The organism is Agrobacterium sp. 22094 (assembly GCF_052046015.1).
GTDB lineage: Bacteria > Pseudomonadota > Alphaproteobacteria > Rhizobiales > Rhizobiaceae > Agrobacterium > Agrobacterium cavarae.
The window spans coordinates 289,427-303,634 of record NZ_JBQEPX010000005.1 but is presented as its reverse complement, the minus strand read 5'-3'; the positions used below and the strand labels follow the sequence as shown (position 1 = coordinate 303,634).

The window sequence follows — 14,208 nt, the reverse complement described above, 5'->3', positions numbered from 1 at the left end:
CGTATCCCTTACGGGAGGTATTGGCAAAGATATATTTTATCTCTTTGAAAATATTGAATATTATTGGAATCCGGGAGTTTCCATTTCTCCGATATTGCTATACCTGCGAACAAAAAATCACAAATTGGCTTGACCACCAAAAAAATGCGGCCTAACCATTGCCGCCATTGAAGCGCTCTGCGGGAGAACGGAGCGGCTATTGGGAGGTAGCGGATGTCGCAGGGCGCATCGTCCATTTCGAGCCATGATGACACACGGCATGACGCACTTCAGGCGTCCGGTGCGCTTTTGCGCCTCGATGACATCTGCAAGGAGTTCCCCGGCGTCAAGGCTCTGAGCGATGTGCGTTTCGACTTGCGCTCCGGCGAAGTTCACGCCGTCTGCGGCGAGAACGGCGCTGGCAAGTCCACGCTGATGAAGATCATAAGCGGCGTTTATCAGCCGACCAGCGGCACGATCCTGCATAAGGGCCAGAAGGTCCAGTACGCCTCGCCGCTCGAATCGGAAGCCGCCGGCATCGCCATCATCCACCAGGAACTCAATCTCGTTCCGCATTTGAGCGTTGCCGAAAACATCTATCTTGCGCGCGAACCGAGAAAAGGCTTCCTGGTCGACCGCAAGAAACTGCGTGCCGATGCCAAACGCTGCCTCGATCGCCTCGGCGTCGATATCCATCCGGATACGCTGGTGCGCGGACTTTCCGTTGCGCAGTGCCAGATGGTGGAAATTGCCAAGGCGCTTTCGCTCGATGCAGAAGTGCTGATCATGGATGAGCCGACCTCATCACTGACCGAGCAGGAAACGCGCCTGCTGTTCAAGGTCATCCGCGACCTGAAGGCATCCGGTGTCGGCATCGTTTACATTTCCCACCGTCTGGACGAGATGGCCGAGATCGTTGACCGCGTCACCGTGCTTCGCGATGGACGCTATATCTCGACCGACGATTTCAAGTCGATCACGGTCGATGACATCGTGACCCGCATGGTGGGCCGCTCGCTGGAGGAAAAGTTCCCCGAGCGCACGTCGAAGCCGACGGATGAGGTCATCTTCGCCGTCAAGGGCCTGACGCGCGCCGGCGTTTTCAACGATGTCAATTTCGAATTGCGCCGTGGCGAAATCCTCGGATTTGCCGGTCTGATGGGCGCCGGCCGGACCGAAGTGGCCCGCGCGATTTTCGGCGCGGATGCCTTCGATGCGGGTAGCATCACCTTCGAAGGCCGCGAGCTGACGATCAAGTCGCCGCAGGATGCCATCGAGCAGGGGCTTGCCTACCTCTCCGAAGACCGCAAGAGCGACGGCCTGGCGATCAAGATGTCGGTTGCTGCCAATACCTCGCTTGCCAATATGGACGAGGTCTCCAACCGCTTCGGTCTGATCGACTTCAAGAAGCACGACGAGGTCGCAAAGCATTATGTCGATCTCCTGAATGTTCGCACGCCGTCGATCAAGCAGACGGTTCGCCTTCTGTCCGGCGGCAACCAGCAGAAGATCATCATCGGCAAGTGGCTGTTCCGCCAGTCGCGCATCCTGTTCTTCGATGAGCCCACGCGTGGCATCGATGTCGGTGCGAAGTTCGCCATCTACAAGATCATGGATGAACTTGCCGCGCGCGGCATTGGCGTCATCCTCATCAGCTCGGAACTGCCCGAAGTATTGGGGCTGACGGATCGTATCGCGGTGTTCCACGAGGGAACCATTACCGGCGTGCTGGAAACGGCCAAGACCAATCAAGAAGAAATCATGCGCTATGCCTCCGGCTATAGCCGCAAGGCGCAATGAGGTAAGACATGTCGAAATCACCAGAACCCGTTAAGACCCCCTCGCTCAGCGACAGACAGAAGGACATCATCCAGAAGTTTGCCGCACTCGGCAGCCTCGTGGTGCTGGCCATTGTGTTTTCGGCCACCAGCAGCGCCTTCTTCAGCGTCAACAACGCCATGACGATCGCTCTGCAGGTCACGTCGATCGCGCTTTTGGGTATTGGTGCAACCTGCGTCATCATCACCGGCGGCATCGACTTGTCCGTTGGTTCGGTTCTGGCGCTTGCCGGCGTGGTCGCAGCACTGGCGGTCAAGGAACTCGGCATGCCGGTTCCGGTCGGCATGTTCCTTGGCATTTTGACGGGTTCGCTCTGCGGTCTGATCAACGGGTTCCTCGTCACGCGCTTCAAGCTGCCGCCTTTCATCGCAACGCTTGGCATGATGTTGATTGCCCGTGGCGTGGCGCTGCAGATCACCGGTGCTCGTGCCGTCTCTGGTCTCGGCGAATCCTTCGGCGAACTTGGCAACGGCGCCCTCTTCCGCATCGTCAATATCGGTGACGATGGGTTCCCGAATGTGGTCTTCCCGGGCATTCCCTACCCCGTCATCCTGATGGTGGTCATTGCTCTTGCCGTGGCCTTCATGCTGAACCGCTCGGTTCTCGGACGCCACATCTATGCGGTCGGCTCCAATGCCGAAGCGGCTCGCCTCTCCGGCGTCAATGTCGCCCGCGTCACCAATTTCACCTACGTTCTTTCCGGCACGCTTGCCGGTCTGACGGGCTGCGTATTGATGTCGCGCCTTGTCACCGCACAGCCGAACGAAGGTGTCATGTACGAGCTTGATGCCATCGCCAGCGCCGTCATCGGCGGTACCTCGCTGATCGGCGGCGTCGGAACGATTTCAGGGACAGCAATCGGTGCGTTCGTCATCGGTATCCTGCGCAACGGTCTCAATATGAACGGGGTCTCTGCCTTTACGCAGCAGATCATCATCGGCCTCGTCATCTTGATGACAGTCTGGATCGACCAGTTGCGCAATCGCCGCTGATTGCACTGCTAAGCGTCTGAAAAGGGTGCGGACCCTATCCGCGGGACAGCCGGTGTCGAGAAGAGGAGCTCTCCCTTCGCCGGTACAATGGAGGAAGACATGAAGAAACTGACGACTGTTCTTTTGACATCCGTGATCGCGCTTTGGAGCGTCTCCGCGGTTCAGGCCGGCGAAATCGCCGTCATCGTCAAGACCGTCAACTCGACATTCTGGCAGAACGTCCAGAAGGGCGCCGACGCTGCGATGAAGAACACCAAGGGCGAAACGATGACCTTCCAGGGTCCGGCGTCCGAATCCGCCATTGCCGACCAGGTGAACATGGTGGAAAACGCCGTCAACCGTAAGGTGGACGGCATCGTGCTCGCACCGTCCGATCCGGACGCTCTTCTGCCAGCCGTCAAGAAGGCATGGGAAGCGCGCATTCCTGTCGTTCTGATCGACTCGCAGCTGGCCAAGGGTGGCGAGCAGTACTACCAGTCGTTCCTGGCGACCGACAACAAGAAGGCCGGTGAGCTTGCCGCCGAAGAAATGATCAAGAAGGTCGGCAAGGAAGGCAAGATTGCCGTCATGTCGTACGTTGCCGGTGCCGGTTCTGAAATCGGTCGCGTCGGTGGCTTCGTCGACTACATCAAGGCCAATTCCAAGCTCCAGATTGTTGGCCCTTACTACTCTCAGTCCCAGATGGCGACCGCTCTGAACCAGACCACCGACGTTCTGGCCGCCAACCCTGATCTGAAGGGCATCTTCGGCGCCAACGAGCCGACCGCTATCGGTGTTGGCCGCGCGCTTGCTCAGTCCGGCAAGGCCGGCAAGGTCGTTGCCATCGGCTTCGACGGTAACGAAGATCTCCAGAACTTCGTCAAGGACGGCACGCTGTCTGCAATCGTCGTGCAGGGTTCCTACCAGATGGGCGAAAAGGGCGTTGAAACAGTCGAAAAGCTCATCAAGAAGGAAAAGGTCGAGAAGTTCGTCGATACTGGCGTCGTCGTCGTTACCAAGGAAAACATCGACAAGCCGGAAGCCAAGAACGTTCTGTACTAACAACGTCTTCTGCCGCGCTTGAGCTGGTCTTAGGCGTGACAGGAACTCCCTTTGAGAAGACCAAAGCAGATGGTCGCATCGTGTGCGGCCATCTCCACAAAACGATAAATGTGAAAGTGCCCGCCATGAAGGTCTCCGATAAACGCAAACTGCCCCATAGAGATGTCGAAGTGACCATCATGGGCCTCGGCTGTGCGCAGATGGGCAACCTCTATCGCCTCACGCCTTATGAGGAATCCAAGGGCGCTTTCGACAAGGCCTGGGACAGCGGCATGCGTTATTTCGATACCGCGCCCTTCTACGGCTATACCCGCTCCGAGCGTCGTCTCGGCACGATGGTGACGGAGCATGACCGCAGCGAATATACGCTGAGCACCAAGGTCGGCCGTGTCATGGTGCCGGATGAAACCGTCGGACCGGAAGAAGATACCTATGTCGCACCGCTCCCCTTCCGGCCGCTCTACGACTATTCCTACGACGCCATCATGCGCTCCTTCGAGGCAAGCCAGCAGCGTCTCGGCGTCCTCAAGCCCGACATTCTCTATATCCACGACATCGGCCCTTACACCCACGGCGACAAGCACCAGCACTATTGGGATCAGCTGACAACGGGTGGTGGCTTCAAGGCGCTCGGCAAGCTGCGCGACGAAGGCTCGACGAAAGCCGTCGGTCTTGGCGTCAACGAGTGGGAAGTGGTTCGTGATGCCATGGAGGTGTTCGACATCGACGCCGCCATGCTCGCCGGTCGCTACACACTGCTCGAGCAGCAGAGCCTGAGCTTCATGGATGCCTGCGCCGAAAAGGGTGTCGGTATCGTGGTTGCCGGTGCCTTCAACTCCGGCATTTTGGCCGGTAATCGCAAGTTCAATTACAAGGACGCACCGGCTGAGCTTCTGGCGCGGGTGGATGCATTGCATGATGTCTGCGAGGAGATGGGTGTCTCGCTTCAGGCGGCCGCACTGCAGTTCCCGCTGGCCCATCCTGCCTCGGTGACTGTCGTCTCCGGCGCGCGCAATGCGGAGCAGCTGACCTCCAACATCGCCTGGTTCGAGCAGGACATTCCGGACGCGTTCTGGGCCGAGTTGCACCGCCGCGGTTTGATCGCCGAAGGTTCACCGGTTCCAGGGGCAAAGGGCTGACGCCATGCTCATCGATGCACATCAGCATTTCTGGCTGCTGAAAGACCGGCAGGGCCAGTGGCCGCCAGCGTCGCTTGAGGCGATCTATCGGGACTTCCTGCCCACTGATCTCCAGCCCTTGCTGGAAAAGGCGGGTGTGTCCGGCACGGTGCTGGTGCAGACGATGGAAAGCGCTGCCGACACGGATTTCATGCTGGCGCTTGCTGACGACAACAGCTTCATCAAGGGTGTTGTCGGTTGGGTGGATATGAAGGCGGCGGATGCGCCGCAGGACATCGCCCGACTTGCCTTTCATCCTGCGCTGAAGGGCGTGCGGCCGATGTTGCAGGATATTGCCGACGTTCAGTGGATCGACGATGCGGCACTTGACCCCGCTGTCGAAGCGCTGATCGAGAATGGCCTCGTTTTCGATGCTCTGGTCCTGCCGCCGCATCTGCCCTGTCTGTTGCGTTTTGCCAGCCGTCACCCGGCATTGAAAATCGTCATCGATCACGGCGCGAAGCCCAAGATCGCGACAGGTCATTATGTGGATTGGCGGAGAGACATGGCCGCTCTCGCCGCGCTGCCCAACGTTCACTGCAAGCTTTCCGGTCTTCTGGTGGAGCGCGGGGATCAGAAGCCAGAAGCGGTTCGGCCCTATGCTGAAACGATCCTGGAGCTGTTTGGCCCTGAGCGGGTGATTTTCGGCAGCGACTGGCCGGTGATCCGGCTGGCTGGCGATTATCAGGACTGGCTGGATTTTTGCCGTGATGTGGTTCCGCAAGAGCACCACGCCAAGGTTTTCGGCGGAAACGCCATCGATTTTTATTCTCTTTCGGACAGGTGATTCATGCTGGCGATCTTTTGCGACAAACCCGGTCTCCTCGTTTCCAAGGAACTGCCGAAGCCGCCGCGTGCGGAGAATGAAGTTCTTGTCCGGATTCGTCGTATCGGCGTGTGCGGCACGGATTTGCACATCTTCACCGGCAACCAGCCTTACCTTTCCTATCCGCGTATCATGGGCCATGAACTCTCCGGTACGGTCGAGGAAGCGCCTGAGGGCAGCAGCCTTTCCGCCGGCGATATCGTCACCATCATACCCTATATGTCCTGCGGCCATTGCAGTGCCTGCCTGAAGGGCAAGAGCAATTGCTGCCGTAAAATCGGCGTCCTTGGCGTGCATCGCGATGGCGGCATGGTGGAGTATCTGAGCGTCCCGCAGCAATTCGTGCTGAAGGCGGAAGGTCTCTCCCTCGATCAAGCCGCCATGACGGAGTTCCTGGCAATCGGCGCGCATGCGGTGCGTCGCGGTGCGGTCGAAAAGGACCAGCATGTACTCATCGTCGGTGCGGGTCCGATCGGTATGGCCGTTGCCGTCTTTGCCGTGCTGAATGGCGCGACGGTGACGATGATCGACAGCCGCGAAGACCGGCTGTCCTTCTGCCGTGATCATCTCGGCGTCGCCAATATCGTGCAGCTTGGCGAAGGCGACAAGGATCGTCTGAGCGAGATTACCGAAGGCAACTTCTTCGATGTCGTCTTCGACGCCACGGGCAATCCGAAGGCCATGGAGCGCGGCTTTTCCTTTGTCGGCCATGGCGGGGCTTATGTCCTCGTCTCCATCGTTGCCAGCGATATCAGCTTCAATGACCCGGAATTCCACAAGCGCGAGACGACATTGCTTGGTAGCCGCAACGCAACGCCGGAAGATTTCGAGCGGGTGCTGCAAGCCCTGCGTGCCGGCCGTGTGCCGGACGCTCTCATCACCCACCGCATGACGCTCGCCGAAGTGCCAGCCAACTTCGCCGGCTTGACCGACCCGCGAGCCGGCGTCATCAAAGGCATGGTGGAAGTGGCCTGAACGACCGACGAGCCTCTCATATTCAATGACCCCTGACCGCGAGTAAACGGCCATGACCAAGATTACCGACCTGCGCGTTTTCGATCTGCGCTTCCCCACCTCACAGAGCCTCGACGGCTCGGATGCGATGAATCCGGATCCGGATTACTCCGCGGCCTACGTCATTCTTGATACGGACGAGCCTTCGCTGAAGGGGCACGGACTGACTTTCACCATCGGCCGGGGTAACGACATCTGCTGCATGGCGATCAAGGCGATGCGTCATCTCGTTGTTGGCACAGATCTCGCCACCGTCATCGAGAACCCCGGCAAATATTGGCGCCACCTGACGAGCGACAGCCAGCTGCGCTGGATCGGTCCGGATAAGGGTGCGATGCACCTGGCCACCGGCGCCGTGGTCAACGCCGTCTGGGATCTGCTTGCGAAGCAGGCTGGCAAGCCGGTGTGGCAGTTCGTTGCCGATATGAGCGCCGAAGAGATCGCCGATATCGTCGACTATCGCTATCTGACCGATGTTCTGACGCGCGATGACGCGCTCGCCATCCTGAAGAAGGCGGAAGCGGGCAAGAAGGATCGTATCGATATCCTGAAAGCCGAGGGTTACGCCTGCTACACGACTTCGGCCGGTTGGCTCGGTTATAGCGACGAGAAGCTGCGTCGGCTTTGCCACGAAGCGATCGATGCCGGCTTCAACCATGTGAAGATGAAGGTCGGCCGTGATCTGGAGGACGATATTCGTCGCCTCACCATTGCACGTGAGGTCATCGGTCCCGATCGTTATCTGATGATCGATGCCAACCAGGTCTGGGAAGTCGATCAGGCCATCGAGTGGGTCAACAAGCTTGCCTTCTGCAAGCCCTTCTTCATCGAAGAGCCGACGAGCCCGGACGATGTTGCCGGTCACCGCAAGATCCGCCAGGCCATTGGTTCGGTGAAGGTCGCGACCGGTGAAATGTGCCAGAACCGCATCATGTTCAAGCAGTTCATCGCCGAAGGTGCGATCGACGTCGTACAGATCGACAGCTGCCGCATGGGTGGTCTGAACGAAGTTCTGGCTGTTCTGCTGATCGCCGCGAAGTATAACCTGCCCGTCTGGCCCCACGCTGGAGGTGTGGGTCTGTGCGAATATGTGCAGCAGCTGTCGATGATCGACTATCTGGTCGTGTCGGGCACCAAGGAAGGCCGCGTGATCGAGTATGTTGATCACCTGCACGAGCACTTCTTTGAGCCATGCGATATCCAGAACGCTGCTTACATGCCGCCAAAGATGGCTGGCTTCTCTATCGAGATGAAGCCGGAGTCGATCGAGGCTTATACCTTCAAAGGCTGAGGTTCCGATTTCTCCTCCCGGACCCTTTTATGCTCGGGCTTGTCCCGAGCATTTTTTGTAAGCGGAGATAGGAACGATCTAAAGCTCTGAAAGAGCAGCTTCAAGCCTGACCCATTCCGCCTCCGTACCGGGAAGACCGAAGCGCATATCGTTCGAACGCTCGTCGAAGATGCGTACGAGAATGCCGCGATTGGCAAGCTGGGCGAATAGTGCGGCTGCCCGTGCATCACGCACGAGACGAAAAAGGCTGGTGCCGCCCACAACGGTCAGACCTGCGCTCGTCAACATTGCGTCGAGACGCGCGACCTCTGTCCTTAGCTGGAGTCGCATGGCGTCACGCCAGCCATTGTCCGCCAGCGCTTCCGCCGCCACATGCAGCGCTGGGCCTGAGACGGCCCAGGGCCCCAGGCGCTGCTCCAGCCTTGCGGCAACCTCCGGATGTGCAACGGCAAAGCCGAGGCGCAGCCCCGCCATTCCATAGAACTTTCCAAAGGATCGCAGGACGATCAGCCCATCGATGTCAGTGGCGTCTGCCAGGCTCTCACCATAGCCGGTTTCGATAAAGGCCTCGTCGATCACCAACAGGCTGCCTTTGCGGCTCATCTCCGATGCGAGAGCGAGAAGGTCAGCCCGCCCCATGACCCGACCATCCGGGTTGTTCGGATTGATGACGACGGCATAGTCGAAATCGGAGAGGTCTGAGAACGTCGACACCTCCGCAGCGTCGAGGCCAGCCATTCGCGCCGTTCTGGCATGTTCCGCGTAAGCGGGTGTAAGAACCGCGGCTCGTTTTGCACCTCGTTGCAGGGCGAGTTCTGCCAGCAACGGCATCAACATCTGCGTTCCGGGTGCAGCGACAATATGCGCCGCAGTGGGCGCGCCGAAGGCTGCGGCGGCGACTTCCTTCAAGCGGTTCAAGGCAGAAGGCTCGGGCAGGCGGGCAAAGGCGCTGGCAGGAATGGGAGAATGCGGATAGGAATGCGGATTGATCCCCGTGGAAAGGTCGATCCAAGGTTCCGGTGCCAGCGGAAAAGACGCCCGCGCCCGCCCCAGATCGCCACCATGACGGATCGCAGCCTGCATAGTCACCGGTCCCGTATCGCCCATGTTCTTTGCTCTCGCTTTCCTGTCGCTTCTGATCGAACGCCTTGTCGGCTATCCCGACTGGCTGTTTCGCCGCATCGGTCATCCGGTCACATGGATTGGTTCGCTTATCGCGCTGCTCGACAGAAAATGGAACCGGGAACAGGGATCATTTTCCAATCGTGAAGCCAAAGGCGTGTTGGCGCTTGTGGTGTTTCTTGGCGTCACCGTCTCCATCGCGCTCGCCTTGCAGAATGTCCTTCTGGTTCTTCCGCTGGGATTGTTGCTGGTCGCCCTCGTCGGTGCTTCGCTTCCGGCACAAAAAAGCCTGGAGCAACATGTCGAGGCGGTAGCCACTGCACTGGAAAGCGAAGGCCTCGAAGGCGGTAGAAAAGCCGTGTCGATGATCGTTGGCCGCGATCCTGATCGGCTGGATGAGGCGGCGGTGTGCCGGGCGGCCATCGAAAGCCTGGCTGAGAATTTTTCCGATGGCATTGTGGCACCATCCTTCTGGCTCGGTCTGCTCGGGCTACCGGGCGGTGCTGGCTACAAGGCGATTAATACGGCTGACAGCATGATCGGTCACCGAACGCCGCGCCACGAGGCTTTTGGTTGGGCATCGGCGCGGCTGGACGATCTGGTGAACCTTCCCGCCTCGCGCCTGACAGCCTGTTTGTTCATCGTCGCTGCCGTCTTCGTTAAGGGGGCTTCGCCGCAAGGTGCCCTGCGTGCGGTCACGCGCGATGCGAAGCACCATCGTTCGCCCAATGCCGGCTGGCCGGAATCGGCGCTGGCGGGTGCGCTTGGTTTTGCACTTGCCGGGCCGCGTTCCTATGGCGGGCAGATGATCCAGGCGCGCTTCATGGGCGAAGGGGGACGACGTAATTTGACCGCTGCCGATATTCGCCAGGCGCTGAAACTTGCGCGGGTTGCCGATGCTCTGTTGATCGGGCTCTTCGGCTTTTTGGCGCTGGTTACCGTGCTATAGACAGCAGCGCGTCGAGATCGAGGTGGCGCTCCATATGGTCCGCCAACCGATCCAGAACGGCATCCACCTGCGCTTCGTAATTCAAGTCAGACGATTGCCCGCCAAGCCTTTGCAGCCAGGCGCTGCGCTGTCCGTCATCAGCAAACAGCCCATGGACATAGGTGCCGAAAACGCGACCGTCCGCTGAGATCGCACCATCGACGTGATTGCCGATCGTGGCAAAAGGACGATTGCAGTCGTCGCCTTTCGTCACGCCCACATGCATTTCGTAGCCGGAAAAGGCCTGACCATCGAAGCTGCGCCCTTCGACCGAGACCAGCCTCTTGTCTCCCGTCAGCACCGTTTCGACATTCAGCAACCCAAGCCCATCAACGGTGGAAGGCGGACCTTCCATGCCGTCCGGGTCCGATAAGAGACGTCCAAGCATCTGATAGCCGCCGCAGAGACCAAGCACAAAGCCGCCACGGCGAAGGTGCGCCTTGATGTCGATATCGAAACCGGCCTGCTTCAAGACGGCCAGATCAGCGATCGTCGATTTCGATCCGCAGAGCAGGATGAGGGCGCAATCGCCGGGAATAGCAGTCCCGGGACGCACGCGGACCAGTTCGACATCCGGCTCGATATCGAGCGGATCGAGATCGTCGAAGTTGGAGATATGTGGGAGGATCAGCACGGCGATGCGGATTTTCGCACCGGGCTTCGATTGGCCGTTGCCGGTTAAACCCAGTGCATCTTCGGCAGGCAGACGGGCCGCCTCGGCAAAATGCGGCAGGAGGCCGATGGACGTCCAGCCAGTATGCTCGGCGATAATGCGCATGCCTTCATCGAACAGCGAAGGATCGCCGCGAAAACGGTTGACGATGAAGCCTCCGATCATCGAGGCGTCGTCCGGATCCACCACTGTCTTCGTGCCGACGAGGCTGGCAATGACCCCTCCCCGGTCGATATCGCCGATCAGGATCACGGGAACATCGGCTGCCCGGGCAAAGCCCATATTGGCAATGTCGTTGGCGCGAAGATTGACTTCCGATGCGCTGCCGGCGCCTTCCACCAGCACCAGATCAGCGTGGGTCTTCAGGTGATCGAAGCTTTCCAGCACCCGGGGCATCAGCCCGGCCTTCATCTGTTGATAGTCGGCTGCTTTCGCATTGCCGAGAATTTTTCCCTGAACCACGAGCTGCGCACCCGTTTCGCTCTGGGGCTTCAACAGAACGGGGTTCATGTGCACTGACAGCGGCACACCAGCGGCGCGTGCTTGCAACGCTTGCGCCCTGCCGATCTCGCCGCCATCGGCTGTGACCGCCGCGTTATTGGACATGTTCTGCGGCTTGAAGGGCAACACCGAAAGTCCGCGCCGGGTAAAAGCGCGCGCCAGACCCGCCACCATCAGCGACTTGCCGACATCCGAGCCGGTTCCCTGAAACATGATGGATCTGGCGGCCATGGATCAGTACTCGATGCCGGATTGGGCTTTGACGCCCGCCTTGAAGTGATGCTTGACCAGCGTCATCTCCGTCACCATGTCGGCTGCCTCGATCAAGGGTGGCTTGGCGTTGCGGCCGGTGACGATGATGTGGAGATCAGGACGGCGGCTCTGCAAGGTGGCGACGACCTCCGTCAGATCGAGATAGTCATAGCGCAGCGCAATGTTCAGCTCGTCCAGCACCAGAAGACCAATCGTTTGGTCGGCCATCAGCATCTTGGCTTCTTCCCAGGCTTTCGTGGCTGCCGCGACGTCGCGCTTTAGATCCTGCGTGTCCCACGTGAAACCTTCACCCATGGTGCGCCATTCCACCCGGTCGCCGAAAATCGTCAGCGCCTGCTGCTCGCCGGTCGACCACGCACCCTTGATGAACTGAACGATGCCGACGCGTCTGCCCGTGCCGAGCATCCGAAGCGCAAGGCCGAACGCGGCCGTCGACTTGCCCTTGCCGGGACCCGTATTGACCATCAACAGACCCTTCTCGATGGTCTTTTCGGCCACTTCCGCATCCTGCACGCTCTTGCGGTTCACCATCTTTTTGCGGTGGCGGGCGGCCTCGCTGTCGCTGATCTCGCGTGTCATGATGTCCCATGTCCTTCCGAGCCGTTTTCAGAAGCGGCGACTATAGTCAAAACGCCCTCCTCCGCAATGGAGCCTATGAGAGGCGTAACGATGCCTGCATTGACCAAGGCGCGGCTTGCCCGTAAAGGTAGGGCACTGACGGTCTTTTTCCGGCAACGGGAAAAGCTAAGAGGGAACACGGTTCCGCCCACTCTTCGGGTCAATCCGTGGCTGCCCCCGCAACTGTAAGCGGCGAGCCCACACCGTAAAGCCACTGGATTTCGATCCGGGAAGGCGGTGCAAGGGCGCTCATTCAAGCCGCAAGCCAGGAGACCTGCCGTTTCAGAACAAAACGTCTGCCGGGCGGGGTGCTCCGGTCAGTCGGTCTCGCCGAGTTTCGGTTTGCGCTGTCTCGCATTCCGTCTTCGGCATCCGCACCCCTTGCATGTTTGAATGGCGGAAGCGGATACGGTTTGGATATTACCTCAACATCGTCACGGACCGAAGGATCAACCGACACGCGCGAAGCGTCCGGCCTGGTCGTCTATGTCTGTCGCAGCTGCCGCGACGAGGCGGAGCCGAATGCGGAACCCCGGCCCGGTGCGCTTCTCGCGCAAGCGGCGATCGCGCTTGGCACTGATGCAAATGTCGAGGTGCGCAGCGTCAATTGTCTTGCCAATTGCAAGCGTGGCGCCAGCGCTGCAATGCGCACAGCCGACGGCTGGTCCTATGTGTTTGGCGGTCTGACGCCTGAAAACGCCGAGGATCTGATCACCGGTGCGCGCCTGCTTTCCACCTCCGCCGATGGCCTGATGCCCTGGCGCGGCCGTCCCGATAGTTTGAAGCGCGGCATGGTCGCGCGCATCCCCCCTTTGAATTTCGTCGAGGAGACATCATGACCACGCTAGAGCGCGTTCCCTGCACCATCGTCACCGGCTTTCTGGGCGCCGGCAAAACCACGCTGCTGCGCGGCCTTCTGGAAAAGCTCGATGGCAAGCGACTGGCAATCATCGTCAACGAGTTCGGCGATGTCGGCATCGATGGCGAAATCCTCAAAGGCTGCGGCATCGAAAGCTGCCCGGAAGAAAATATCGTCGAGCTTGCCAATGGCTGCATCTGCTGCACGGTTGCCGATGATTTTCAGCCGGCCATCGAACAGATCCTCAGCCGCCAGCCCAAGGTCGAACATATCCTGATCGAAACCTCCGGCCTCGCACTGCCTAAACCCCTCGTCCAGGCCTTCCAATGGCCGGCGATCAAGAGCCGCGTTACCGTCGATGCCGTCATTGCGGTGGCCGATGGCGCAGCGCTTGCCGAAGGCATGGTGTCGCACGACATGGATGCACTCGCCGCCCAGCGCGCGAATGACGAAGCGCTCGATCATGATGATCCTGTCGAGGAAGTTTTCGAAGACCAGATCGCCTGCGCCGACCTGATCGTGCTGACCAAGGGCGATCTTCTCGATGCGGATGGCCTGGAGCGCGCCAAGGCACACATCACGGAGCATCTGCCAAAGGCTGCGAAGATCGTTGTCGCATCGCATGGCCAGATCGATCCTGCGGTTCTGATCGGGCTCGGGCTTGCCGTCGAGAACGATATTGAAAACCGCCGTACCCACCATGATGATGAAGAAGACCACGATCACGACGAGTTCGACAGCTTCGTCGTCGAGCTTGGCGCAGTGTCAGATCCTGAGGCGCTTGCTCAGCGTATCGCCCAGACGGCGGCATCCGAGAATGTCCTGCGCATCAAAGGCTTCGTTGAAGTCTCCTCCAAGCCGATGCGCTTACAGGTTCAGGCCGTCGGCTCGCGCGTCAACCACTATTTCGATCGCCCCTGGGCTGCGGGCGAAGTGCGCCGTTCGGCGCTTGTGGTGATTGGCGAAAAGGGCCTCAACCGCGAGAAGATCGAACAGATGCTGGCTGCCTGACGC

13 protein-coding genes and 1 riboswitch are annotated in these 14,208 nt (G+C 59.6%); of the genes, 10 read left to right on the top strand and 3 right to left on the bottom strand.

Features of this window, described 5'->3' with window-relative positions; genetic code table 11:
• Positions 1 to 213: 213 nt before the first annotated feature.
• The 7 genes from ACTJK5_RS20260 to ACTJK5_RS20230 all read left to right on the top strand — a co-directional run bounded on the left by ACTJK5_RS20260 (position 214) and on the right by ACTJK5_RS20230 (position 8,160).
• Positions 214 to 1,779: a sugar ABC transporter ATP-binding protein gene (locus tag ACTJK5_RS20260; protein ID WP_440613098.1), complete on the top strand. Its 1,566-nt coding sequence runs from the start codon at positions 214 to 216 to the stop codon at positions 1,777 to 1,779.
• An 8-nt stretch (positions 1,780 to 1,787) separates the two neighbouring features.
• Positions 1,788 to 2,810 carry an ABC transporter permease gene (locus tag ACTJK5_RS20255; RefSeq protein ID WP_062424708.1) on the top strand — a complete coding sequence of 341 codons (1,023 nt, stop codon included), beginning with the start codon at positions 1,788 to 1,790 and terminating at the stop codon, positions 2,808 to 2,810.
• Positions 2,811 to 2,909: 99 nt separating this feature from the next.
• Positions 2,910 to 3,851, top strand: coding sequence for an ABC transporter substrate-binding protein (locus tag ACTJK5_RS20250; protein WP_113273206.1), 942 nt, complete (start codon positions 2,910 to 2,912; stop codon positions 3,849 to 3,851).
• A gap of 125 nt (positions 3,852 to 3,976) precedes the next feature.
• Positions 3,977 to 4,990: an aldo/keto reductase gene (locus tag ACTJK5_RS20245; RefSeq protein WP_440613097.1), complete on the top strand. Its 1,014-nt coding sequence runs from the start codon at positions 3,977 to 3,979 to the stop codon at positions 4,988 to 4,990.
• 4 nt (positions 4,991 to 4,994) lie between these two features.
• Positions 4,995 to 5,816, top strand: coding sequence for an amidohydrolase family protein (locus ACTJK5_RS20240; protein ID WP_440613096.1), 822 nt, complete (start codon positions 4,995 to 4,997; stop codon positions 5,814 to 5,816).
• Positions 5,817 to 5,819: 3 nt separating this feature from the next.
• A complete protein-coding gene (locus tag ACTJK5_RS20235) occupies positions 5,820 to 6,830 on the top strand; it encodes a zinc-binding alcohol dehydrogenase family protein (RefSeq protein WP_440613095.1) in 1,011 nt (336 codons plus the stop codon).
• A 52-nt stretch (positions 6,831 to 6,882) separates the two neighbouring features.
• Positions 6,883 to 8,160, top strand: coding sequence for an L-fuconate dehydratase (locus ACTJK5_RS20230; RefSeq protein ID WP_440613094.1), 1,278 nt, complete (start codon positions 6,883 to 6,885; stop codon positions 8,158 to 8,160).
• Positions 8,161 to 8,238: 78 nt separating this feature from the next.
• Here the strand turns inward: ACTJK5_RS20230 and cobD are convergent, their stop codons facing one another.
• Complete coding sequence (gene cobD, locus ACTJK5_RS20225; protein WP_113259629.1) at positions 8,239 to 9,267, bottom strand: threonine-phosphate decarboxylase CobD; 1,029 nt, start codon at positions 9,265 to 9,267, stop codon at positions 8,239 to 8,241.
• Between cobD and cbiB the strand changes: the two genes are divergently transcribed.
• A complete protein-coding gene (cbiB, locus tag ACTJK5_RS20220; RefSeq protein WP_113259627.1) occupies positions 9,266 to 10,231 on the top strand; it encodes an adenosylcobinamide-phosphate synthase CbiB in 966 nt (321 codons plus the stop codon). The genes cobD and cbiB overlap by 2 nt on opposite strands.
• On the opposite strand, the gene ACTJK5_RS20215 is transcribed toward cbiB, so the two are convergent.
• A complete protein-coding gene (locus ACTJK5_RS20215; protein WP_113259624.1) occupies positions 10,218 to 11,675 on the bottom strand; it encodes a cobyric acid synthase in 1,458 nt (485 codons plus the stop codon). The genes cbiB and ACTJK5_RS20215 overlap by 14 nt on opposite strands.
• A 3-nt stretch (positions 11,676 to 11,678) precedes the next feature.
• Positions 11,679 to 12,296 carry a cob(I)yrinic acid a,c-diamide adenosyltransferase gene (gene cobO, locus ACTJK5_RS20210; protein ID WP_335323082.1) on the bottom strand — a complete coding sequence of 206 codons (618 nt, stop codon included), beginning with the start codon at positions 12,294 to 12,296 and terminating at the stop codon, positions 11,679 to 11,681.
• Between the two features lie 122 nt (positions 12,297 to 12,418).
• Positions 12,419 to 12,631, top strand: a riboswitch (cobalamin riboswitch).
• Positions 12,632 to 12,748: 117 nt separating this feature from the next.
• On the opposite strand from cobO, the gene ACTJK5_RS20205 reads away from it, so the two are divergent.
• Positions 12,749 to 13,174 (top strand): DUF1636 family protein, encoded by a 426-nt coding sequence (locus ACTJK5_RS20205; protein ID WP_111848664.1) that lies wholly within the window; start codon positions 12,749 to 12,751, stop codon positions 13,172 to 13,174.
• Complete coding sequence (cobW, locus tag ACTJK5_RS20200; RefSeq protein WP_335323206.1) at positions 13,168 to 14,205, top strand: cobalamin biosynthesis protein CobW; 1,038 nt, start codon at positions 13,168 to 13,170, stop codon at positions 14,203 to 14,205. The genes ACTJK5_RS20205 and cobW overlap by 7 nt, the downstream gene beginning before the upstream one ends.
• Positions 14,206 to 14,208 lie beyond the last annotated feature (3 nt).

Coding starts and splice junctions, on each gene's coding strand:
- cbiB (WP_113259627.1), top strand. CDS start 9,266: ATGTTCTTTGCTCTCGCTTTCCTGTCGCTTCTGATCGAACGCCTTGTC.
- cobD (WP_113259629.1), bottom strand. CDS start 9,267: ATGGGCGATACGGGACCGGTGACTATGCAGGCTGCGATCCGTCATGGT.
- ACTJK5_RS20235 (WP_440613095.1), top strand. CDS start 5,820: ATGCTGGCGATCTTTTGCGACAAACCCGGTCTCCTCGTTTCCAAGGAA.
- ACTJK5_RS20250 (WP_113273206.1), top strand. CDS start 2,910: ATGAAGAAACTGACGACTGTTCTTTTGACATCCGTGATCGCGCTTTGG.
- ACTJK5_RS20230 (WP_440613094.1), top strand. CDS start 6,883: ATGACCAAGATTACCGACCTGCGCGTTTTCGATCTGCGCTTCCCCACC.
- ACTJK5_RS20215 (WP_113259624.1), bottom strand. CDS start 11,675: ATGGCCGCCAGATCCATCATGTTTCAGGGAACCGGCTCGGATGTCGGC.
- ACTJK5_RS20245 (WP_440613097.1), top strand. CDS start 3,977: ATGAAGGTCTCCGATAAACGCAAACTGCCCCATAGAGATGTCGAAGTG.
- ACTJK5_RS20260 (WP_440613098.1), top strand. CDS start 214: ATGTCGCAGGGCGCATCGTCCATTTCGAGCCATGATGACACACGGCAT.
- ACTJK5_RS20240 (WP_440613096.1), top strand. CDS start 4,995: ATGCTCATCGATGCACATCAGCATTTCTGGCTGCTGAAAGACCGGCAG.
- ACTJK5_RS20255 (WP_062424708.1), top strand. CDS start 1,788: ATGTCGAAATCACCAGAACCCGTTAAGACCCCCTCGCTCAGCGACAGA.
- cobO (WP_335323082.1), bottom strand. CDS start 12,296: ATGACACGCGAGATCAGCGACAGCGAGGCCGCCCGCCACCGCAAAAAG.